This window comes from Halorubrum sp. SD626R (assembly GCF_001261915.1).
Classification (GTDB): Archaea; Halobacteriota; Halobacteria; order Halobacteriales; family Haloferacaceae; genus Halorubrum.
In genome coordinates this window covers 1-21,888 of the sequence record NZ_CVRT01000005.1, presented here as the reverse complement: position 1 = coordinate 21,888, position 21,888 = coordinate 1, and the positions used below count along the sequence as shown (strand labels likewise).

Here is a 21,888-nt window from a genome sequence, read left to right as displayed (position 1 = left end):
CCTCCCCAGCCTCGTCGCTGGCGGCTGGCGCCGCCAGCGACTCCCTCGCGCGTGCTTCTCGCGCCCAAAGGGCGCTCGGAGGCACGCGCCACCGCAGAACCGTCCGTGTTCGCGTGTACCGGCAGACGCCGGGCGCTTCAGGTCGCTTATATAGGTAACCGGGCTACGGGCTGGCGATGGACCTCCGGCGGATCGGCGACTACGACGTGCTGATCCTCGTCTCTCTCATCTGGTTCCTCGGCAAGTTCGTCCGCTACCTCTTCCCGCCGCTGTTCGGGTCGCTCCAGTCGGCGTACGGCGTGAGCAACGCCACGATCGGGACCGCCTTCTCCGGGTTCATGGTCGCGTACGCGCTGATGCAGTTCCCTAGCGGCGCGGTCGCCGACCGGATCGGCCCGATCCGCGTGATCGTCGCCGGCGCGTCGGTCGCGGGGGTCGGCGCGCTCGCGCTCGTCGTCGACTCCCCGTTCGCGGCGCTCGTCGCCGCGATGGTCGTCATCGGGGCCGGGACGGGCGTCCACAAGACGGTCGCCGTGCGGTTGCTCGCCCGCGTCTACCCGACCCGGACCGGCCGGATGCTCGGCGTCCACGACACGCTCGGCGCCCTGAGCGGGATCGCCGCTCCCGCGGCCGTCGTGGTCGTCCTCGCGCCCCCGGCGGCGCTCGCGCTCGCCCTCGACCGGCTCCCCGGGGCCGACTGGCGCGCGCTCTTCCTGCTCACGGGGGTCGCGGCCGTCTCGCTCGCGGTCGCCTTCGCGCTGCGCATCCCCGGACGCCTGCCGAGCGACACCGAGAACCAAGACGACGACGGCGCGGATCCGGGCGCCCTCGACTACCTTCGCCTCTTTCGAAACCCGCGGTTCTCGGCGTTCGTGCTGGTGACGATCGGGTTCTCGTTCGCGCACAACGGGCTCGTCGCGTTCCTCCCGTTGTACCTCTCTCGGGAGGTCGGGCTGGCGACGACGACGGCGAACCTCCTCTACTCGCTCGTGTTCGCCGTGACCTTCGTCCAGCTCGCGACCGGCGACCTCTCGGACCGCGTCGGCCGCTTCCCGGTGATGGTGGCCACGCTCGGGCTGGCGGCGGCGGCGCTCGCGGCGCTCGTGATCGTCCCCGGCGTGGGGGTCGGCGCGATCGTCGCCGGGGTCGTCGTCGCCCTGTTCGGACTCGGCTCTCACGGGTTCCAGCCGGTCCGGAGCGCCTACCTGATGGAGGTCCTCCCCGACTGGCTCGCGGGCGGCGGGCTCGGCGTCGTCCGCACCCTGCTCATGGGCGCGGGGGCGCTGGCGCCGGCGGTCGTCGGGACCGTCGCCGACGCCGCCGGGTTCCGCCCCGCGTTCGCGCTGCTCGCGGGGTCGATGGCGCTGGCGGCGGTCGCCGCCGCCGGGCTGTGGCTGACGGAGTGACCGGGGCCAGTCCCCTCGATCGGCTCGATATCGGCTGAGAGCCGCGTCCGCGCCGCCGCTGACCGGGACGAGCTTCCGGACCGCCGATAGTTTTACCACATGGTAAGCTAATGTGCAGTCACCAATGAACGCCGATCGACGGGAGCCGGACGCGGGTATCGAGGGCGATCCGACGCGCACCGACCGCCGAGCGGGGACCGGCGATGACTGACCGGGGCAAGATCCTGGAGGGGATCAAAGTCGTCGACCTCTCCACCTTCGTCACCGGCGGGTTCTGTTCGGCGATGCTCGCGAACCAGGGCGCGGAGGTCGTCAAGATCGAACAGCCCGGCTACGGCGACGCCGTCCGTCACTCGGGGCCCCCCTTCATCAAGGGCGAGTCGCCGTACTACTGGTCGCTGAACTACGGCAAGCGGAGCCTCGAACTCGACCTGAAGAACGATCGAGCCAAGGAGGCGCTGTACGAGCTCGTCGAGGAGGCCGACGTGTTCATCCAGAACTTCCGGCCGGGGACCGCCGAGCGGCTCGACGTCGACCGCGAGACGCTCGCCGAGTACAACGACGACCTGATCTACCTCGCCATCTCCGCGTTCGGACAGACCGGGCCGTGGCGCGAGCGGTCGGGCTACGACCTGCTCATTCAGGGGATGAGCGGGATCATGAGCGTCACCGGCGAGGAGGGGCGCCAGCCGGTCAAGGTCGGGCTCCCGATGACCGACCTCATCACGGCGATGTGGGCCGCGTTCGGCGCGGTGACGGCGCTGTACCGTCGGGAACGGACCGGGGAAGGCGAGTACATCGACCTCGGCATGCTGGAGGCGACGCTGCCGTGGCTCACCAAGCAGGCCGGGATGACCTTCGCCGGTGAGGAGACCAAGCGGATGGGGACGAAAGACCCCGTGCTCGCCCCCTACCAGACGTTCGAGACGAAGGACGGTTACATCAACGTCTGCATCCTCAACGAGAAGCTCTGGGGCGAGCTGTGCGAGGCGATCGACCGGCCGGACCTCCCCGAGGACGACCGCTTCGCGGTGAACGCCGACCGGGTCGACCACCTCGACGAGCTGGAGGCGGAGGTCGAGGCGACGCTCACTGAGCGGACGACCGACGAGTGGATCGAGATCATCGCCGAGGACGCCGGCGTCCCCGCCGGCCCGGTGTACGAGGTCGAGGAGGCGCTGAACAACCCCCAGATCGACGCCCGCGGGACCGTGACCGAGATCGAGCACCCGGAGCTCGGCGAGGTCCCGGTGATCGAGCACCCGCTCCGGTACGAGGGCGCCGAGAGCGGGTTCGACCGCGCACCGCCGCTGCTGGGCGAGCACAACCGCGAGGTGTTCCGCGAGCTCGGCTACTCCGACGCGGAGATCGACGCGCTCGCAGAGGATGGCGTCTTCGGTGCGGACGACGAGGCAGACGGCGGCGAGGCGGGCGACGGCGAGGCGTGAGATGACGGACGCGCTGATCGCCGGCGTCGGCATGACGCGGTTCGAGGGCGAGTCCGAGCGGTCGATCGTCGGCCTCGCGGCGCTCGCGGCGGAGCGGGCGGTCGCGGACTCCCCGTACGCCTGGGACGACATCGCGTCGCTCCACGCCGGGAACGCCCTCGCGGAGGCCCTCGGGACGCAGGCCGGGATCGCGAACGCGCTGGCGGCCGCGCTCGGGATCGAGGGGGTCGCGACCGACCGGGTCGAGAACACGAGCGCGACCGGCGCAAGCGCGTGTCACCGGGGCGTGGACGCGGTCGAGCGCGGCGGCGGCGTCGCTCTGGTCGTCGGCGCGGAGAAGATGTCGGTCGCCGAAACGTCGACGGTGACGGGGGCGATCGGCCGGCTGGTCCACGACCGCGAGTACGACCAGGGGCTCACCCTCCCCTCCTTCGGCGGCCTCGCCGCCGGGGCGTACCTCGACCGCCACGACGCGCCCCGGGAGGCGCTCGCCGCGGTCGCGCGGAAGAACCACCGGAACGCGGTCGAAAACGAGTTCGCGCAGTTCCGGAAAGAGATATCCGTCGACGAGGCGCTCGACTCTCCGATCGTCGCCGACCCCCTCCGCCTCTACGACTGCTGCCCCATGACCGACGGCGCCGCGGCGCTCGTGATCGCGCACGAGGACGCCCCCGCGTCGGGCGACGACGCGAGGCCGCACGACGGCGGCGATCGCTCGCGGTCCAACCCCGTCCGCGTCGCGAGCGCGGCCGGCGCCACCGGCAGCCACGCGGTCGCCGACCGGCCCGACCCCCTCGCCCTAGAGAGCGTCCGGACCGCCGGCGAGCGCGCGTTCGCCGCGGCCGGGATCGGGCCGGACGACGTCGACGTCGCGTGCATCCACGACGCGTTCACCGTCCTCGAACTGCTCGAACTGGAGGAGCTGGGCTTCTACGACCCGGGAACCGCGTGGGAGGCGACGCTCGACGGCGAGACCGCCCTCGACGGCGAGCTCCCGGTGAATCCGGGCGGCGGGCTGAAGGCGCGCGGCCACCCCCTCGGCGCGACCGGGATCTCGCAGATCGTCGAGCTCGTGTGGCAGATCCGCGGCGACCTCCCGCCCGAGCGTCGCGTGGCCGGGCCCGACCCGGAGACGGCGTTCGCGATCAACGTCGCGGGGTTCGGGAACAACAGCGTCTGCACGGTGTTGACCGCGTGAGCGACTCGGACTCGTCGACCGACGGCGTCGACCGTCCCGACGACGGCATCGCCCTCGACGAGCCGGTCGCGGTCGACCGCGCGTTCCGCTGCGCGGACTGCGGCCGGCGGTGGTACTACCAGCGGCGTCGCTGTCCCGACTGCTCGGGAACGGACGCGACGACGTACGGGCTCGGGACCGGCGAGCTCGTCGCCGTGACGCGGGTCGAGATGACCCCGCCGGACGTCCGGTCACCGAACCGGCTCGGGCTCGCGTCCTTCGACGGCGTGCGGCTGATCGCGCAGCTGGCCGACGAGGCGCTCTCTCCGGGAGACGCCGTCGCGTTCGCGGGCGCTCACCGGCTCCGCGACGGGGACGAGGTGCTCCGTCCGCGGCTCGACGCGGTCGACGGCGATCCCGGGTAGGCGACCGGCGCTCGGTGTTCGGGCTCGGCCACGAGAAGGGTCCGCGGTCAGTCGTCGTACAGCGAGTCGAGGACGAACTGGTCGATCGCCTTCCGCGCCTCCGCCGGCGCGTCCTCGTGGCCGAGGGCCATCCGGCGGCCGCGCGCGGCGTGGATGATGTCGGTGATGAGCTGGCCCATCCGCTCGGCGTCGACGGGCTCGAACTCGCCGCGCTCGATCCCGTCCTCGACGACCTCGACGATGCTCCCGCGGATGCGGTCGTAGTGCTCGTTGAAGATCTCGCGGTGGTCGCCGTCGTTCTGCGCGTGCGTGTACAGCTCGTGGTACACCTTCATGCGCTCCCAGTGGGAGAACTCCTCGAACTCCGGGCCGAAGAGGCACTGGTCGATCCGCGCGTCGAGCTCCGAGCGCGGGTCGCACTCGTCCACCTCGACGCTCCCCTCGTACTGGTCGATGACGTACTCGAGGAACGACGACAGGAGGTCGTACTTCCCGTCGAAGTGGTAGTGGATTACCTGGCGGGTGAGGTCCATCTCCTCGCCGATGTCGCGCATCCGGAGGTCGGTGTATCCGTGCTTGCTCAGCGCACGGAACGTGGCCTCCATGATCACCTCCTCGGTGTCCTTGGCGGAGACCGTCTCGCGGGATTCGCTCATGCGATCCCCTCCGACGGTGAAGCATATAAGCGATCCCACCGATCTCGATTTACCACGCGGTAAATTTTTAACCTCATGGTCAAACGGTACAGTCGGACATGACACGAAAGATCATCCGGGACGGGACGGTCGTCTCCCTCGATCCCGATATCGGGGACCTGGCGGGGGCGGACGTGCTGATCGAGGACGGCGAGATCGTCGACGTCGGTCACGGGCTCTCGACCGAGAACGCCGAGGTCATCGACGCGACCGGGCAGATCGTCGTCCCCGGCTTCGTCGACTCGCACATCCACCTCGCGCAGACGCAGGTCCGGGGCATCGCGGGCGACTGGTCGCTCATGGGCGAGTACTTCGACCACATGCTCGGCAACATCACCGGGCTCTATCGGCCGGAGGACATGTACCTTGGCGGGCTCTTCGGCGCCTTCGAGAAGCTCCACACGGGGACGACGACGGCGCTGGACTGGTCGTACCCCAACACGCTCGAACACGGGGAACGCGCCGTCGACGCGCTGAAAGACGCCGGCCTGCGTGCGGTGTACACCTACGGGCCGCCGGGCGACGACGCCGCGAAGTGGTGGTACGAGAGCGACGTCGGCCTCCCCGAGGAGAACGTCCGCGAGCTCTACGAGGCGGAGATCCGCGACGACGACCTGCTCAGCCTCGCGCTCGGGCTCCGCGGCCCGGACTTCTGTACCGACGAGACCGCCCGCGGCGACCTCGAACTGGCCCGGGACCTCGGCGTGCTGTCGACGATCCACATGGGCGCCGCGCTGTGGCCCTCGTCGGTGTACGGCGACGACTACCAGGGGTTCGGCTGCATCGAGGACATGCTCGGCCCGGACGTCAACGTCGCCCACGGGAACCACTTCTCGCAGGAGGACATCGACCACGCCGTCGAACAGGGCGTCTCCTTCTCGTCGACGCCGGAGGTCGAGATGCAGATGGGCCACGGCATCCCCGTCACCGGGAAGGTGCTCGAAGCGGGCGGGCGCCCGGCGTGGGGCGTCGACGTCTGCTCGAACATCAGCGGCGACATGGGGAGCCAGATGCGGATCGGCATGCAGCTCCAGCGGATGTTCGACAACCAGGCGGTCCTCGAAGGCGACGAGGAGGTCACCGAGGTGAGCATCTCCGCGCGCGACACCCTGGAGATGGCCACCATCGAGGGCGCGAAGGCGCTCGGTCTGGACGACGAGATCGGGACGATTACGCCCGGCAAGCGCGCCGACCTCGTGCTCTTCGACGCGAACGACTTCCTGACGGCGCCGTCGCACTCGCCGGTCGAGACCGTCGTCTTCCAGACCGACCCCTCTCACATCGACACGGTGCTCGTCGACGGCGAGGTCGTCAAGCGCGACGGCGAACTGACGAACCCGAAGGTCGACGAGGAGTTCGACCGCTTCGTCGCCTCCGGCGAGCGCCTGCTCGACGAGGCCGGCATCGACCTGTAACGCGCCGCTTCACCTCCCTCTCATCCCACTTCACATGCGAATCGGACAATACCGAACGACGGACGAACAGACACCGTGGACCGGCGTCGCGACCGACGACGGCGTCGTCGACCTCGCCGAGGCCGGCGCCGCCGCCGGGATCCACGTGCCCGACCGAACCAGCGACCTCCTCGCCATCTGGGAGTGGCGCCGCAAGGCGGACCTCGCGGTCGAACACGCCGTGGAGACGGGCGTCGGCGTCCGCGACCCCGCCGACCTCGACCGCGCCGCCCCCGTCGACGACCCGCAGAAGGTCGTCTGCGTCGGGCTGAACTACCGCGACCACGCCGAGGAGGGCGACAACGAGATCCCCGACGAGCCGGTCCTCTTCTCGAAGTTTCCCACCTCGGTCGTCGGCCCCGATGACCCGGTCCGGTGGGACCCCGACTACACCGAGAAGGTCGACTACGAGGCCGAACTCGTCGCCGTCATCGGCGAGCGCGCCCGCCGCGTCGACCCCGAGGACGCCCTCGACCACGTCGCCGGCTTCACCGTCGGCAACGACGTGTCCGCGCGCGACCTCCAGCACGGCGACGGCCAGTGGGTCCGCGGGAAGAGCCTCGACACGTTCGCGCCGACCGGTCCCGACCTCGTCACCACCGACGAGGTGGGCGATCCTCACGATCTGGATATCTCCGCCGAGATCAACGGCGAACGGCTCCAGGAGTCGTCGACCGAGAACCTGATCTTCGGCGTCGACGAGCTGATCTCGTTCTGTAGCCAGGCGTTCACGCTCGAACCCGGAGATCTGGTGTTCACCGGCACGCCGCCCGGCGTGGGCGTCTACCGCGAGCCCCCCGTGCTGCTCGGCGACGGCGATTCGGTTACCATCAGCGTCGAGGGCGTCGGCGAACTGACGAACGAGTTCGTTACCGAGTAAACCGTCGCTCGGTCGATATCCTATCGTCCGTTGCTGAGGTGGTGACAGCCGCCAAAGCCCCAGCCGTTCACTAATAAATAGTTGACTACAGATCGGCGGTGAGTACCTCCAAAGCCCCAGCCGCGAGTGCGACGTAGGCGACGCAAGCACTGGAACGAGGGAGCGAACGCAGTGAGCGACCGAGCGAAGCGCGCAGCGAGCGTACGTCGCGCTCGCGACTGCCCCTTTGAGCCCCACCCCGCACAGCACCGCCGGAAGACGGTCCTGCTCGCTCACTGCGTTCGCTGCACGGGCTGCGACTTCCGTGCTCTCGCTCGCTTCCTTCGGTCGCTCACGAGACCGCAGCCTCACGCCTCCCCAGCCTCGTCGCTCACTTCGTTCGCGACGTCCCTCGCGCGTGCGACTCGCGCCCTCCGGGCGCTCGTCGGCACGCGCCACCGCACCGCGGATTACTTCCGGGATCGCCTACTCAGCCAGACCGAACACGTCTCGCGGGTTCTCGTACACGACGGTCCGGATGTCGTCGACGCCGATGCCGTACCGATACAGTTCGAACACCGCGCGCTTCACCGCGTACGGGTCCGTCCGAAGCACGTTCGCGGTGTCGGTGTCGATCATGACTCGGTCGGGACCGTACTCGTCTATCGCGTCGGCCACGTCGGCAGCGTCGACGCCCACGAGCCACGAGTGGCCGATGGTGTAGCTGAGGTAGCAGTCCGTCTCGGTCATCAGGTACTCCGTGTTGTTCGCGTCCGCGTGCGAGGCGACGACGCGCTCCTCGTCGAGACCGGCGTCGCGTGCGGCCACCACGTCGCGCTTTACCGCTTCGAGAGCGGGGTTCTCGCCGTCGAGGACGGGCTCGGTTCCGAGTCCGGCGTTCTTCTCGTAGCCGGGGGTCACGCCGAGGTCGTCGCGGTACTCGCGTTTCGCGTCGGGCGTCGTGTTCGGCGTGTGGAGCAGGACGGGGAGGTCGTGGTCGTCCGCGAGTTCCATCTGCGCCTGAACGACCGCCTGCTGTTCGTCGGCGTCCCACCGCTCGACGTGCTGGCTCGGCGTCACGCCGGTCTCGCCGACCGCGACGACCTCGTCGAGCGCGCAGTAGTCGTCCATCGCGGCCAGCAACTCGTCCGGGTTCTCGATCCTGACTCCGGTGTGGACCCCGAGCCCCAGCTTCGCCTCGAAGAAGTGGTTTCGCTCGATCGCCCGCCGGCGGTTGATCGCGTCGTCCCACAGGAAGCGGATGTCGCTCGCCTCGACGGGCTTGTACGGCGTCCAGTGGTACCCCGACGACACCATCACCATCGACCGGCAGCCCGAGAGCGCGTACCGCTCGCGGTCCTCCCACGAGAGCGTGTGCGCGTGGTTGTGCGGGTCGATCCACGGGACGTTCAGCAGTTCGGTCGGGAGGTCGGCGGCCGACCCGCCGTCGTCGGCTCCCGGCGGCGACTCGTCGAGGTACGCGGCGTCGGTCGGGCGAACGGTGGCGTGCGGCGCGGGCATGGACGCCCGGTCGTGCCCCGGCCACTTAGCGTTTTACAGCTTGGTAAAACTTTAGTACGCGTCCGACTCACATATCCGTGTATGACACTTTTGATCGGGACAGACGACGGGCTCTATCGAGTCGGCGACGTGCCGTTCGAGCGCGACGACGCGGAGCGGGTCCTCGACTGCGAGGTCGTCACCGCGGTGAAGTCGTGGGACCACGCGGAGGGCGTCTTCGTCGCCTCCTCGACGGGGGCGTACCGCTCTCGCGACGGGGGCCAAACGTGGGAGGACCTGGCGGTCCCCCTCGGCGACCGCTTCTGGCACGCCGGCCAGAGCGAGGTGTGGTCGATACTCGCGACGGCCGACGGCGCGCTGTACGCCGGCACCAACGACCCGTACATCTTCCGCTCGGTCGACGACGGCGAGACGTGGACGGAGCTGAAGGGGTTCCGCGACCTGCCCTCGCGCGGCCACTGGGAGTCGCCGATCGACCCACACTACGCCAGGCTCCGCGCGCTCGAAGCCGTCCCGGGCCGCCCCGAGCGGCTGATCGCGGGGGTAGAGGCCGGCGGGATCCACCTCAGCGACGACGGCGGACGGACGTGGACGGACCGACGGGATACGATCGTCGACGACGTCCACCAGGTCCTGCCGATCTCGGAGGACGTGTGGCTCGCGACGACCGGCTACCTCGACCATGATCTGGAGAACCTCGGGCTCGGCCACGCGGTCGGCGAGGGCGGGCTCTGGCGGACCACCGACGCCGGCGGATCGTGGGACCGCCTCGATGTCGGGAACGACTTCTCGTACATTCGGCGGGCGTTCGTCCACGACGGCACCGTCTTCTTCTGCGGCGGCGAGGAGGCGCCGCCGGCGTGGGTGAACGACGACCACGAGGTCGCCTTATTCGAGTCGACGAACTTCGGCCGCGACTTCGAGCGCGTCGAGTTCCCCGGCGAGCCCCACGAGATCGTCGAGACGTGGGCCGTGCACGACGGCGACGTGATCTGCGGCTCCGGGCTGTTCGACGTGCCGGACCAGCGCGACGACGTCGAGGGCCGGATCATGCGGCGCCTCGACGGGGAAGGCGACGAGGCACCGACCTACGAGACGATCGGGCGCGTCGACGCGAACGTCAGCCGCATCGAGGTGGTCTGAATGGCGGACGAGATCGCGGACGCCGACGACGCGGCGGACGCCGACGCATCGGCGGAGGCCGACGCCCCCGAGACGACCGACGGCGGCTCCGACGCCCCCTCCCTGCTCGGTCGGACGCTGTACGGCGGCGTCCTAGCGTACATGGCGATTGACGGCTTCAAGAACAACGAGAAGCGGGTGGCGGTCGCCGAGGAGAAGGGCGTCCCGATGCCCGACGTGCTCGTCCCGTTCGTCACGGGAATGCTGCTCGTCGCCAACCTCGGGATCGTGCTCTGGCGGCTCCCGCGCGCGGCCGCCGGCGCGCTCGTCGTGTTCTTCCTCGGCACGACCCCGTCGATCCACGACTTCTGGACGATGGAAGGGAAAGAGCGCCAAGGCAACAAGATCAACTTCCTGAAGAACCTCGCGCTGCTCGGCGGCGCGATCGTCTTCCTCGACGCCGCCGACGGCGACGACGAGTAGCGGACGGTCCGCTTCGGGGAGCCGCGCCGGCTACTCCTCCGAACCGAATTTCTCCGGATCAAACGTTTCCGGATCGAACTCGTGTTCCCGGAGCCGGTCGAGGTCGACCGCGCGCAGCACGGACTCGTCCGTCGCCTCCAGTACGACCGGCGGCGCGACCCCGGCGTCGGCCGCCTCGACCCACCGGCCGACGCAGAGGCACCAGCGGTCGCCCGGCTCCAACCCGGGGAAGTCGAACTCCGGCCGCGGCGTGATCAGGTCGTTGCCCCGCTCGCGGCTGTGCGTCAGGAACTCCGCCGTGACGACCGCACAGAGGGTGTGCTCGCCGACGTCGCCGTCGACGTCGCGACAGTAGCCGTCGCGGAGGTACCCCGTCACCGGCTCGCGGCCGCAGGGCTCCAGTTCCCCGCCGAGCGCGTTGCGGTCGGCCTCGCCGTCGTCGCTCTCGTCGATGGACACGCTCCCCCTTCGGGGCGTGCGGGACTTATCGCTGGCGCCGGGGACGCACCCGGCCTCGGGCCCGCGTTCGACGGGGGAGCTGCCCCCACGACCCCACCGCGCGGATCGGTGCGCCTATCCGGCGGCCCGCTCCACCGGGTGGCATGGCCGAACGCTGGCTGTACGGCTGGGGGCTCGGTTCGGTCGCGCTCGGGGGCGCCTCGCTCGTCGCCCCGCTGTACGTCGTCGAGCTCGGCGGGGGGCCGTTCGTGCTCGGCGTGCTCGCCGCCGTCGCCGCCGTCGTCGGGGTCCCCGCCGCGCTCGGCGCCGGCCGGATCGCCGACCGGACCGGCAAGAACCGGGAGATCGTGCTCGCGATGCTGGCGCTCGTCGCGGTCGGAATCGCCGTGATCCCCCTCACGGATCGAGTGACGCCGGTGGTCCTCGCGAACGGCGCGATCTGGTTCGCGTTCGCGGCGGCGACGCCCGTCCTGACGCTGCTCGCGGTCGCCGACGCGCCCGAGAGCGCCTGGAGCGAGCGGATCGCGCTGTTGAACCAGTATCAGGGGATCGGCTGGGCGCTCGGGCTGCTGCTCGGTGCCGTCTGGACGGGCGTCGGCGGGCGGTTCCTCCCGCCCGAGGCCGTGATCCGGCTGCTGTTCGTCCCGCTCGCGGTCTGTGCGGCCCTCGGTCTCCTCCTCGGGATCCGGACGCTGCCGGCCGACCCGGGTCCCGGCGCCGACCGGCGCGCGTCGGGGACCCGCCTCCGGCGCGCGATCCGCGCGGCCGACCGGTTCAGCGTCCGGACCGCCGCGTTCCCGTTCACCGTCGGGCGGGCCGACTTCCGCGGGCTCCACCCCCGGCGGTTCGCCGAGCGGTTCACGCCGGCGCTCGCGCTGTACTTCCTCGCCGTCTTCTGCGTGTTCGCCGGGTTCGCGGTCTTCTTCGCGCCGCTGCCGGCGTTCCTCACCGAGGTCGGCTTCGGCTCCGACGGCGTCTTCGCGCTGTACCTGATAAACGGGGTCGCCGCCGCCGCCTTCTTCGGCGCCGCGGGGCGGCTGACCGCCGACCGCGACGCCGCCCTCCTCCAGATCGCCTCGCTCTCGACGCGCGCGGTCGTGTTCCCCGTCGTCGCGCTCGTCGGCGCGGCGTGGGGCGCGGCGACGCTCGGCTTCGGCGCCGCCGCGGTCGCCTTCGCCGTCATCGGGGTGACGTGGGCGGTGATCGCGGTGACCGGGGGCACGCTCGTCACGCGGCTCTCGCCGCTGTCGATCCGCGGGGAGGCGCTCGGGACCCACGCCGCCCTCGGCGCGCTCGCCGGCGGGGTCGGGAGCGTCGCCGGGGGCTGGCTCGCCGCCGCGAGCTACGGCGTCGCCTTCGGCGCCGCGGGCGGGCTGGTGACCCTCGGCGCGGCGCTGGTGCTCCTCGTCCGCCGGTACGCCGCCGCGGCGCAGCCGGTCGGCGGAGCAGCCGGCTGACAGACCGCCGGCGTTCGGGTGCGAACGGGGCCCGAGCCGCCGCCGGGCAGTATAAGGAGCGCCCGACCGAACGCCGCACAAATGAGCCGGAACGATGAGGTCGCCGCCCTCTTAGAGGAGTTCGCCGACCTGCTGGAGGCGACGGGCGTCGAGTACAAGCCGACGGCCTACCGCCGCGCCGCCGAGAACGTCCGCGAGCACACCGTGCCGATCGAGAACCTCGCGGGCGAGAGCGAGGACGCCGTCGCCGAGATCGACCGCGTCGGCGACGCGATCGCCTCGAAGGTCGTCGAGTACTTCGAAACCGGCGACATCGGGGAACTGGAGGAGCTGCGCGCGGAGCTGCCCGTCGACATGGCGGGGCTCACGGCTGTGGAGGGCGTCGGTCCGAAGACGGTCGGCAGCCTCTACGAGGCGCTCGGGGTCACCACGCTCGACGAGCTGGAAGCGGCCGCGGAGGCCGGTGAGATCCGCGAGGTCTCCGGCTTCGGCGCGAAGACCGAGGAGAACATCTTAGAGAACATCCCGTTCGCCCGCGAGGCCCGCAAACGCACCCGACTCGGCGACGCGCGGCCCGTCGCCGACGCGGCGCTCGCGTACCTCGCCGACCTCGACGCGGTCGGGTCGGTCGAGGTCTGCGGCTCGATCCGGCGCTGGAAGGACACCATCGGCGATATCGACCTCCTCGTCGCCAGCGACGCGCGCGAGCCGGTCGTCGAGGCGTTCACCGACTGGCCCGAGGCGGACGCGACAATCGAGGCCGGCACCGGGAAGGCGAGCGTCCGCGCGAGCGGGACTCGGGTCGACCTCCGGGTCGTCGACGCCGCCGAGTTCGGCGCCGCGCTCCAGTACTTCACCGGGTCTCGGGCCCACAACGTCGCGGTGCGCAACCGCGCGATCGACCGCGATCTGAAGCTCAACGAGTACGGGCTGTTCGACGTGAGCGGCGTCGACGACCCCGACGCCGGCCAGCGGGTCGGCGAGCGCGTCGCCGGCGAGACCGAGGCCGGCGTCTACGAGGCGCTCGACATGGACCCGGTTCCGCCGGAGCTGCGAGAAGACAACGGCGAGGTCGAGGCGGCCGCGGCGGGCGAGCTCCCCGACCTCGTCGAGACCGGAGACCTGCGCGGCGACCTCCACACCCACACCGACTGGTCGGACGGCGGCTTCTCTATCGCGGAGATGATCGAGGCGGCCGCGGATCGGGGATACGACTACCACGTCGTCACCGACCACGCCGCCGGTCCGGGGATCTTCGGGAACACCGGCCTCGACGAGGCCGAGGTCGCCGAGCAGGCCGCGGCGATCGAAGAGGCGGTGGGCGAGCTCGACGGCGCCGTCATGGGCCGCGAGATCGACGGCGAGGTCGACGCCGATATCGCGGTGTTCCACGGGATCGAGGCGAACATCGACGTCGAGGGAGCGATCACCACCGACGACGACGCCCTCGCCGACCTCGACCTCGTCGTCGCCTCGCCGCACTCCGCCCTCGGGCAGGACGACGACGCCGCCACGGAGCGGCTGGTCCGGGCGGTCGAACACCCGCACGTCGACGTCCTCGGCCACCCGACCGGCCGGATCATCAATAGCCGACCGGGCGTCTCGCCCGACATCGAGGCGGTCGTCGCGGCCGCGGCCGACGCCGGCACCGCGATCGAGGTGAACGCGAACCCCGCCCGCCTCGACGCCGACGGCGACGCGGTGCGGGCCGCGCTCGACGCGGGCGCCGCGGTCGCGGTGAACACCGACGCGCACTCGCCCCGCGAGCTCGACAACGCCCGATACGGCGTCCACACCGCGCGGCGCGGGTGGGCCGAGACCGCCGATATCCTCAACGCGCGGTCGGCCGCCGACCTGCGCGAGTTCCTCGACGGCTGATGGCGGGCGACGACGGCGGCGCGTCGACCCGCGACGACTCCCCTCGCGTCCTCTGCGACGCGATGTGCGGGAAGCTCGCGACGTACCTCCGGATGTGCGGCTACGACGCGGCGTACGCGCTCGACCGCGGGGCCGAGGCCGACGACGCGCTCCTGTCGATCGCGGCCGAGGAGGGCCGAATCCTGATCACTCGCAACCGGGAGCTGGCGGCGCGCGCCGCCGACCGCGACCCCGGAGCACTCCTCCTCACCGAGCGCGACGTGCTCGACCAGCTCCGTGAGGTTTCGGCCGCGGGGTTCTCGGTCGAACTCGCCGCGGAACCGACCCGCTGCGGCGACTGCAACGGGCCGGTCGAGCGGATCGGTCCGGACGGGATCGACGTCGACCCCGACGACCGCCCCGAGTACGTTCCCGACGACGTGGGGGCGTCGCCGGCGGGCGGGGCGGAGTCGGCCGTCGACGACCCCCGCCCTGCTTGGCGCTGTCGCGACTGCGGGCGCTGGTTCTGGAAGGGCGGCCACTGGGCGTCGGTCGCCGAGCGGCTCGACGCGCTGTGATCCCCGAGCGAAACCGGTTTGCCCGCGACCCGCTTACGGGCTCGCAATGAATCGCGAGCAGGCCGTCGACCGGCTGGCGACGCTCGTCGACCGGGTCGAGGACGAGACGATGCCGGTCCCCGTCCGCGAGGTGTGGGCGTTCGGCGACGTCGCGCTCGGGCTCGATCCCGTCGAGCGCCTCGACGTCTACCTCACCAAGGACGTGATCATGGGCGGCGACGCCGACGCGGCCGCCGCGTTCGAGGCGGAGTACGGCGTGAAGGGCGTCGGCACCTCCGTGCGCGCCGAGTGGGCCGAGGCGCACCCGGATCGCGTGCGCGCGAGCGACAACGGGTACGCCGCCCCCGAGCAGTGCCTCGCGGCCGAGCTCGTCGCGGAGGACGAGCCGATCCACCTCGAAGTGTGTAACGCGAGCTTCGAGGACAACGTGCGACAGCGCCTGAAGGGGGCGCTCGCCCGCGACGCCTACGAGGAGGTGCTCGACCCCCGCGGCGTCTGCCTGTGGGTCGACGGCACTCGCGACGAGGAGGCGTTCGACCGGCTGCGCGAGGCCTCCCTCGCGATGCCGACGCTCCCGGCAGCGCTCGGCATGCTCGGCGCCGACGAGGACGCCGCGAGCGAGGCGGCGGACGTGCTCGAACGCCGGCGCGCCGAACAGGAGGGCGCGTCGGTGCGCGGCGACATGGTGTAGGCGGGACGCCGACCGCCTCCGTTTCCGCCTCCTGGCCGCGTTTGGCCGCCACCGGACGGTTTTTTGCGCGGTTCGCCGTGGGGACGGTATGCCCACGCCCACCGACCGCGTCCGACGCGCGGAGCGCTCGCGGATCCGCGTGATGTTCGACCTCGCGGAGCGTCACGACGGCGACCTCGTCAGGCTGGAGGTCGGCGAACCGGACTTCGACACGCCCGAACACGTGATCGACGCGGCCGCGAGCGCCGCCCGCGGCGGCGCGACCCACTACACCTCGAACGCGGGCCTGCCCGAGTGCCGGCGCGCGATCAGCGACACGCTCGCGACCGAGTACGGCGTCGAGCACGACCCCGACGAGATCGTCGTCACCGTCGGCGGGATGGAGGCGCTCCACCTCGCGGTCCTCGCGACGGTCTCGCCCGGCGAGGAGCTGATCGTCCCCGGGCCGACGTGGCCGAACTACGAGACCCAGGCGACGCTCGCGGACGGGACGTTCCGTGAGGTCCCGATGCCCGCCGAGACGGGGTTCGCGCTCGACGCCGACCGCGTCATCGACGCGATGAGCGACGACACCGCGGCGGTCGTGCTCACGACGCCCTCGAACCCGACCGGGCGCGTCTTCGACCGCGACGAGTGTCGGGCGGTCGTCGAGGCCGCGGCGGATCACGACGCCTACGTGATCGCCGACGAGGTGTACCTCGGGCTCACCTACGACGGTCCCGCCGAGGGGATCGCCGCCTACACCGGCGGTCCGGACCACGTGTTGACGGTCGGCTCCTGCTCGAAGCGGTACGCGATGACCGGCTGGCGGCTCGGCTGGCTCGCCGGCGACCCCGACGTGATCGACGAGGTGGCGACGGTCCGCGAGTCGACCACGGCCTGCGCGTCGAGCGTTGCGCAACACGCCGCGATCGCGGCCCTGACCGGTCCCCAGGAGCCGTTCGCGGAGATGTACCGCGCGTTCGAGGAGCGACGCGACCTCGTCATGGACCGGATCGACGCCATCGACGGGCTCTCGGCCCCCCGACCCGAGGGCGCGTTCTACGCCTTCCTCGACCCCGGGATCGACGCGCCCGCGATCGACGTCGCGAAGTTCCTCCTCCGCGAGCACGGCGTCGTGCTCGCGCCCGGCGACGGCTTCGGCGACACGGCCCCCGGGCGGCTCCGGCTCTCCTTCGCGAACTCCGTCGACCGGCTGGAGGAGGGGTTCGACCGGATCGAGGCCGGGCTCGCCGAGTTCTGACCGCTACCGCATCAGCTCCCCGCCGTTCACGTTCAGCGTCTCTCCCGTGACGAACGTCGCGTCCCGGAGGTAGGCGGCCGCGTCGGCAATGTCTTCCGGCTGGCCGTACCGGTCGACGGGGATCTCGGCCAGCTCCTCGCGCTTCTCCTCGGGCGTCCGGTCGTCGGTCATGTCCGTCTCGACGTGGCCGGGCGCGATCGCGTTCGCCCGCACGTCGGGCGCGAAGTCCTCGGCGTGGCTCCGGGTGAGCGAGAGGAGCGCCCCCTTCGAGGCGGCGTAGTGGCACTCGATCGGCGCGCCGGTGTGCGCGAGGATGGAGGAGACGTTCGTCACCGACGGGTCGTCGTCGGACGCCCGGAGGTGGGGAAGCGCCGCCTTCGTGACGTTGAACGCGGAGTTGACGTTGACGTCCATCACGCGGTCGAAGTCGTCCGGGTCGAGATCCGCGGTGTACACGTGCTGGTCGATCCCGGCGTTGTTGACGACGTGGTCAAGCCCGCCGAACGCGTCGGCGGCGGTCTCCACGAGGCGCGCGGCCGCGTCGGCGTCCGAGACGTCCGCGCCGACGGCGACCGCCTCGCGGCCCCGGTCGCGGACCGCCTCCGCGACCGCCTCGGCGGCCTCGTCGCTGGTGTGGTAGTTGACGGCGACGTCGTAGCCGTCGGCGGCGAAGCGCAGCGCGATCGCCCGTCCGATACCCCTCGAAGAGCCCGTCACGAGTGCGGCCGGCATACCGGCTTGGTCGCTCCGGGTCGACTTCGGTTTTCCGGAGTCGGCGGGGCGGATCGCCCCCTCAGCCCCCGGTCCCGACCCGCCCCACCGTCACGTCGAAGGGGACGCGCTCGACGCGCTCGTACTCGCCGTCGCCGATCGCGTCGACCACCTCGCGACCCATCTCTCGCCAGCGCCGGCGGAGGTCGTCGTAGGCGTCCACGGAGGTCGCGGACACCAATTCCTCGCGGTGGTCGGCGAGCCCGGCCCCGGAGGCCTTCCGCGCCGCGGACGAGAGCGCGGGCTCCGCGTACGGGGGCGCGGTCCGCTTCTCGTGGACGTATCGGCGCGTCCGGAGGTCGTCGAGTCCCGCCGCCGCGAACGCCTCCCGCACGCGGTCGCCGAGGGCGACGTCGGTGTCGATGCCGTCGAGGTACGCCTCGCGGGCCTCCCGCTCCAGCCGCTCCTCGGCGGCCACGGTGGACTCCACCGTCACGTCGCCGTTGTCCGGCTCGACCGCGGCGACGAGCTCCGAGGAGACGCGCGCGAGCTCCCGGACCGCGGCGCTCGGGTCGGGGAGGTTAATGAGGAGGGCCTGACAGACGGCGAGGTCGACGGCGTCGTCCGGGAGCGGGAGCCGGGTCGCGTCGCCGGCGACGTACGGGAGCCCGGTCTCTTCGCGGGCGACCGCGAGGAGGTCGGGGTCGGCGTCGACGCCGATCACGGTCGCGTCCGGCCCCGCCTCCGCGGCGAGGACCCGGGTCAGTTCGCCGGTGCCGCAGCCGACGTCGAGGACGCGGCGGCGGCTCGACAGCTCCAGGTCCGCGAGGGCCGCCCGCCCGTCGGCCCACATCCCCTGTCGGGTGTGTTCGAGGTACTCCGCGGAGAAGCGTCGCACGGGCCCGCGTTCGGCGCGGGACGAATTAAACGTGGGGAAGACGGGCGGCGGAGCGCCGATCCTACTCCTCGTCGTCTCCGCCGCCCCCGATCCCGACGAGGTCGCCGAGGAGCGCGGCGGTGACGCCGGCGCAGTAGCCGACGAAGGCACCACTCACTCCGACGGCCGCGAACGCCATCGTCACTCCCCCCAGCGGGGCGTCGCCGGGGCCCACGCCCGGCACGCCGACGACCGTCCCGACGACGACGAGCCCGGCGAAGACGACCGCGGGCACCGCGCCCACCGCGAGACACGCCGGACCGCCGCAGCGCGCGTACCCGCCGACGGCCGCGATCGGCGCCGGCGCGTAGAACACCAAGAGGGGCACGAGCCGGTCGGTCAGCGCCGCCGCGGTCGGGATGTCCGCCCGGTCGGCGACGACCGCGACCGCCAGCGAGAGCGCCACGAGGACGGCGAACCCGCCGACCATCGTGAGAGCCAACCGGCGCCGGCGACCGAGGAGGAGCGCCTCCGTGGTGGTCATATCCGTGGATCGCGCCCCCGGATGTATAAAGGCGCGTCGGACGTTTTTAACTGATCTCACGGGATCGGCGCCGTCCGCCCTCCTAACGGCCTACTCCGCTCGCAGGTCGCGGACGCGCTGGATGTTCCACGCGAAGCTCTTGCCGTCCTCGGTCGGCGTCTCCAGCGCCAGCGGCACGTCGACCAGGTCGGGGTGGTTGACGATCCGCTCCATCCCGGCCTCGCCGATGTGGCCCTCGCCGATGTGGGCGTGCTCGTCCTTGTTCGTGCCGCAGGCGTGCTTCGAGTCGTTGAGGTGGATGTACTTGAGGTGCTCCAACCCGACCACGTCGTCGAACTCGGCGACCGTCTCGTCGACCGCTTCGGTCGTCGAGAGGTCGTAGCCCGCCGCGAACGCGTGGGCCGTGTCGACGCAGACGTCGATGTCGGTCTCGGTGCGGTCGATGATCCCGGCGAGATGTTCGAAGTCGTCGCCGAGCTTCGTCCCGGCGCCCGCGTCGCTCTCGATCAGGATCGTCACGCCGTCCGGCACGTCGATGTCGTCGATGACGCTCGCGGCGTTGTCGAGGCCGCCCTCCACGCCCGCCCCCGTGTGTGCGCCGAGGTGGACGTTGACGTACGGGATTCCGAGCGTCGCGGCCGCGTCGACCTCCTTCTGCATCGAGTCGAGCGACTTCTCGCGAAGCCCCTCTTTCGGCGTACAGAGGTTGACGAGGTAGGAGGTGTGGATCACCCACGGTCCCTCCAGGTCGCGCTCGGTCCCCTCGCGGAACTGCGCGGCCTCCTCGTCGCCGATGTCCGGGTCCTGCCACACCTGCGGGGAGTGCGTGAATATCTGTCCGCAGTTGCCGCCGAACTGCTTCTGTCTGAACACCGCGTTCGCGATGTTTCCGTACGGCGGCGTTTCGGGATCGTTGGACGCCTTCGAACCGGAGATCGAGACGTGGGCACCGACCTTGAGACTCATACCGCTACGAGGGGGGCGACTGAAAAAGCCCCTTCGGAACGCCGGGCGGACCGCGCGACTTTTTACCGCCGACGGTGTGCTTCCGCCATGACCGACGATTTCGGTCTCGCCGTGGGGGCGCGCGCCCCGAACGTCGCCGAGGAGCTCGTCGCCCCCGGCGGCGGGGTCGAGACCGTCGCGCTCGACGACCTGCTGGCCGACGGCCCCGTGCTGTTGTGCTTTTACACCGCCGACTTCAGTCCCGACTGCATCGAGCAGTGGTGCGCCTTCCGCGACTTCGACTGGTTCGCCTCTGGCGACGCCGTGCAGGTCGTCGGCGCGAGCAAGTCCAGCAGCCGACTCCACCGCCGATTCATCGACCGGCTCGACCTCACGTTCCCGATCTTCTCCGACCCGGACCTGGCGATCGCCGACGCCTTCGACGTGGTGTACCGCGTGCTTGGGCTCGCGAAGCGGTCGCGCCGGTCCTGCTTCCTCCTCGACGCCGACCGGACCGTCCGGTACCGATGGCTCAGCCAGCACTGGCTCGACCCGACCCGCGACGTGCCGCCGGTCGGCGAGATTCACGAGGCGATCCGCGATCGGGTCGACACCGAGGAGCCGGACTCGTTCGGCTTCGGCTCCTGAACCGTCGGGGAGCGACTCGACTCCGGCCGCCGACCCGACTACGACCGGTCGCCGGGTCGCGTCCGGACCCACCCGTCGTCGCGGTACTTCGCCTCGACGAGCTCCTCGGCCCGCGCGAGCTCCGCGCTCGACCACGAGCCGTCGCGGTCGAGCGCGACCCCGTCGCGTCCGGCGGCGCCGTCGGCCGCGCCGAGCACCCACGCGACGAGCGCCGCCTCGACGGCCGCCACGGCGTCGCCTCGGTCGACGTCGACGAGATCCGCCATCCCGACGACGCGCTCGCGGAACTCGTCCGGGGCGACCGGCGGGTCGTCGAAGACGCCGAGGTGGCGCTCCGTGTCGACCGAGAACGTCAGCGACCCGTGCTGGATCACGGCGTCGCGCTTGCGGTACTGCGCGTTGCCGGCGGTCTTCCGGGCCCCCGCCGCGCCGCCGGCATCGCCTCCCGTCGGACCGGTCGCCACCACGTCGTGTGCCGGGTGCAGCTCCCGGAGGTAACAAGCGGGACGGTACAGCTCCGGGACCGACTCCTCGACGTAGTCGGCGTCGATCCCGAGGCGGTCGAACGCGTCGAGGACCGGCTCGCAGAGCAGGTGGTAGCAGTCGAGCAGCTCGCCGGGCACGTCGGCGGCGGGCACCGCGATCGAGTAGGCGACGTCGCCGCGCGAGTCGTGGTAGATCCCGCCGCCGCCGGTCTGGCGGCGCGTCGCGTCGATCCCCTCGCGCTCGCAGAACGACCAGTCGACCGTCTCCGGGTCCTGCCGGTAGCCGAGCGTGAGACAGCTCGGTTCCCACCGATACGTCCGGACCGTCGCCGGTCCGCCCGCCGCCGCCGTCTCGGCGGCCACCTCGTCGAGCGCCATCTGCATCGGCCCCGGCCGGGCCTCCTCCCGAATCAGCCGCCAGTTCCCCGTCGGCGCGGTCATGCTCTCTGCTCCGCCCGCCGCCCCGAAAGCGGTTGCGCTCGGGCGGGAGAACGGGTCGCGCTCGATTCGCTATCGCGCGTGACGGTTTATCGCTCCGCTCGCGGAACGCGCGTCCCTTTTAGGAATCGCCGGAGTAGGGACGCGTATGGTCCGAAACGTCGCCGGCGACATGGCGGAGCTTGACCCCGAGGACTTCTATCTCCTCTCGGGCGTCGAGCAGGGGATGCGGTTCTCGGAGTGGGTCCGTCGGGACAAGCTCCCCGACTACGCCGACCTGACGCGCGAGGAGGTCGACTACCGGATCGACCGGTGTCTCGACCGCGAGCTGATCCAGCGGAAGACGATCCAGTACGAGGGGTACC

22 protein-coding genes and 1 pseudogene are annotated in these 21,888 nt (G+C 71.4%); 15 read left to right on the top strand and 8 right to left on the bottom strand.

All coding sequences use genetic code 11. The annotated features are described in order from the left end of the window. Window positions 1-176 precede the first annotated feature (176 nt). From SD626R_RS00270 to SD626R_RS00255, 4 genes are all read left to right on the top strand, one after another. The gene (locus tag SD626R_RS00270) at window positions 177-1,406 is read left to right on the top strand and encodes an MFS transporter (protein WP_092561876.1); all 1,230 of its coding nucleotides are present in this window, start codon (window positions 177-179) and stop codon (window positions 1,404-1,406) included. Between the two features lie 203 nt (window positions 1,407-1,609). Next, complete coding sequence (locus tag SD626R_RS00265) at window positions 1,610-2,854, top strand: CaiB/BaiF CoA transferase family protein (protein ID WP_092561873.1); 1,245 nt, start codon at window positions 1,610-1,612, stop codon at window positions 2,852-2,854. Between the two features lies 1 nt (window position 2,855). Next, a complete protein-coding gene (locus SD626R_RS00260; protein ID WP_092561882.1) occupies window positions 2,856-4,052 on the top strand; it encodes a thiolase C-terminal domain-containing protein in 1,197 nt (398 codons plus the stop codon). Then, window positions 4,049-4,456: a Zn-ribbon domain-containing OB-fold protein gene (locus SD626R_RS00255; protein WP_137782679.1), complete on the top strand. Its 408-nt coding sequence runs from the start codon at window positions 4,049-4,051 to the stop codon at window positions 4,454-4,456. The genes SD626R_RS00260 and SD626R_RS00255 overlap by 4 nt, the downstream gene beginning before the upstream one ends. A 47-nt stretch (window positions 4,457-4,503) precedes the next feature. Here SD626R_RS00255 and SD626R_RS00250 read toward each other — a convergent pair whose 3' ends face one another. Then, window positions 4,504-5,112, bottom strand: coding sequence for a TetR/AcrR family transcriptional regulator (locus SD626R_RS00250; protein ID WP_092561870.1), 609 nt, complete (start codon window positions 5,110-5,112; stop codon window positions 4,504-4,506). Window positions 5,113-5,210: 98 nt separating this feature from the next. Here SD626R_RS00250 and SD626R_RS00245 point away from each other — a divergent pair, with 98 nt between their 5' ends. Further along, complete coding sequence (locus tag SD626R_RS00245) at window positions 5,211-6,566, top strand: amidohydrolase family protein (protein WP_092561867.1); 1,356 nt, start codon at window positions 5,211-5,213, stop codon at window positions 6,564-6,566. 34 nt (window positions 6,567-6,600) lie between these two features. Further along, complete coding sequence (locus SD626R_RS00240) at window positions 6,601-7,485, top strand: fumarylacetoacetate hydrolase family protein (protein ID WP_092561864.1); 885 nt, start codon at window positions 6,601-6,603, stop codon at window positions 7,483-7,485. A 465-nt stretch (window positions 7,486-7,950) separates the two neighbouring features. On the opposite strand, the gene SD626R_RS00235 is transcribed toward SD626R_RS00240, so the two are convergent. Further along, window positions 7,951-8,985, bottom strand: coding sequence for a TatD family hydrolase (locus SD626R_RS00235; protein ID WP_092561862.1), 1,035 nt, complete (start codon window positions 8,983-8,985; stop codon window positions 7,951-7,953). A gap of 81 nt (window positions 8,986-9,066) precedes the next feature. Here SD626R_RS00235 and SD626R_RS00230 point away from each other — a divergent pair, with 81 nt between their 5' ends. Then, window positions 9,067-10,128 carry a beta propeller repeat protein gene (locus SD626R_RS00230; RefSeq protein ID WP_092561859.1) on the top strand — a complete coding sequence of 354 codons (1,062 nt, stop codon included), beginning with the start codon at window positions 9,067-9,069 and terminating at the stop codon, window positions 10,126-10,128. Then, the gene (locus SD626R_RS00225) at window positions 10,129-10,590 is read left to right on the top strand and encodes a DoxX family protein (RefSeq protein WP_092561857.1); all 462 of its coding nucleotides are present in this window, start codon (window positions 10,129-10,131) and stop codon (window positions 10,588-10,590) included. Between the two features lie 30 nt (window positions 10,591-10,620). On the opposite strand, the gene SD626R_RS00220 is transcribed toward SD626R_RS00225, so the two are convergent. After that, window positions 10,621-11,049 (bottom strand): DUF2237 family protein, encoded by a 429-nt coding sequence (locus tag SD626R_RS00220; RefSeq protein WP_092561854.1) that lies wholly within the window; start codon window positions 11,047-11,049, stop codon window positions 10,621-10,623. A 104-nt stretch (window positions 11,050-11,153) separates the two neighbouring features. Here SD626R_RS00220 and SD626R_RS17425 point away from each other — a divergent pair, with 104 nt between their 5' ends. The 5 genes from SD626R_RS17425 (at window position 11,154) to SD626R_RS00195 (ending at window position 16,875) form a co-directional block, all read left to right on the top strand. Next, the gene (locus SD626R_RS17425; protein WP_394324686.1) at window positions 11,154-12,506 is read left to right on the top strand and encodes an MFS transporter; all 1,353 of its coding nucleotides are present in this window, start codon (window positions 11,154-11,156) and stop codon (window positions 12,504-12,506) included. Window positions 12,507-12,587: 81 nt separating this feature from the next. Continuing rightward, window positions 12,588-14,384, top strand: coding sequence for a DNA polymerase/3'-5' exonuclease PolX (polX, locus tag SD626R_RS00210; RefSeq protein ID WP_092561848.1), 1,797 nt, complete (start codon window positions 12,588-12,590; stop codon window positions 14,382-14,384). After that, the gene (locus SD626R_RS00205) at window positions 14,384-14,941 is read left to right on the top strand and encodes a Mut7-C RNAse domain-containing protein (protein WP_092561845.1); all 558 of its coding nucleotides are present in this window, start codon (window positions 14,384-14,386) and stop codon (window positions 14,939-14,941) included. The genes polX and SD626R_RS00205 overlap by 1 nt, the downstream gene beginning before the upstream one ends. Before the next feature lie 46 nt (window positions 14,942-14,987). Beyond that, window positions 14,988-15,632, top strand: a complete 645-nt coding sequence (locus tag SD626R_RS00200; RefSeq protein ID WP_092561842.1) for a DUF7095 family protein — start codon at window positions 14,988-14,990, stop codon at window positions 15,630-15,632. 88 nt (window positions 15,633-15,720) lie between these two features. Beyond that, window positions 15,721-16,875, top strand: coding sequence for a pyridoxal phosphate-dependent aminotransferase (locus SD626R_RS00195; RefSeq protein ID WP_092561839.1), 1,155 nt, complete (start codon window positions 15,721-15,723; stop codon window positions 16,873-16,875). Between the two features lie 3 nt (window positions 16,876-16,878). Here the strand turns inward: SD626R_RS00195 and SD626R_RS00190 are convergent, their stop codons facing one another. The 4 genes from SD626R_RS00190 to SD626R_RS00175 all read right to left on the bottom strand — a co-directional run bounded on the left by SD626R_RS00190 (window position 16,879) and on the right by SD626R_RS00175 (window position 19,973). Then, window positions 16,879-17,607: a glucose 1-dehydrogenase gene (locus tag SD626R_RS00190; RefSeq protein WP_092561836.1), complete on the bottom strand. Its 729-nt coding sequence runs from the start codon at window positions 17,605-17,607 to the stop codon at window positions 16,879-16,881. A 61-nt stretch (window positions 17,608-17,668) separates the two neighbouring features. Next, window positions 17,669-18,484: a class I SAM-dependent methyltransferase gene (locus SD626R_RS00185; RefSeq protein WP_092561833.1), complete on the bottom strand. Its 816-nt coding sequence runs from the start codon at window positions 18,482-18,484 to the stop codon at window positions 17,669-17,671. A 61-nt stretch (window positions 18,485-18,545) separates the two neighbouring features. Continuing rightward, window positions 18,546-19,007, bottom strand: a complete 462-nt coding sequence (locus SD626R_RS00180) for a hypothetical protein (protein WP_092561830.1) — start codon at window positions 19,005-19,007, stop codon at window positions 18,546-18,548. A gap of 90 nt (window positions 19,008-19,097) precedes the next feature. Beyond that, entirely contained in the window at window positions 19,098-19,973 is an 876-nt protein-coding gene (locus SD626R_RS00175) for a deoxyribonuclease IV (RefSeq protein ID WP_092561827.1), read from the bottom strand. An 87-nt stretch (window positions 19,974-20,060) separates the two neighbouring features. On the opposite strand from SD626R_RS00175, the gene SD626R_RS00170 reads away from it, so the two are divergent. Further along, window positions 20,061-20,600, top strand: a complete 540-nt coding sequence (locus SD626R_RS00170; RefSeq protein WP_092561824.1) for a redoxin domain-containing protein — start codon at window positions 20,061-20,063, stop codon at window positions 20,598-20,600. Between the two features lie 38 nt (window positions 20,601-20,638). On the opposite strand, the gene SD626R_RS00165 is transcribed toward SD626R_RS00170, so the two are convergent. Beyond that, window positions 20,639-21,526 (bottom strand): lipoate--protein ligase family protein, encoded by an 888-nt coding sequence (locus SD626R_RS00165; protein WP_092561821.1) that lies wholly within the window; start codon window positions 21,524-21,526, stop codon window positions 20,639-20,641. A 145-nt stretch (window positions 21,527-21,671) separates the two neighbouring features. Here SD626R_RS00165 and SD626R_RS00160 point away from each other — a divergent pair. Then, window positions 21,672-21,888, top strand: a pseudogene (locus SD626R_RS00160) (serine/threonine protein phosphatase); the annotation flags it as partial.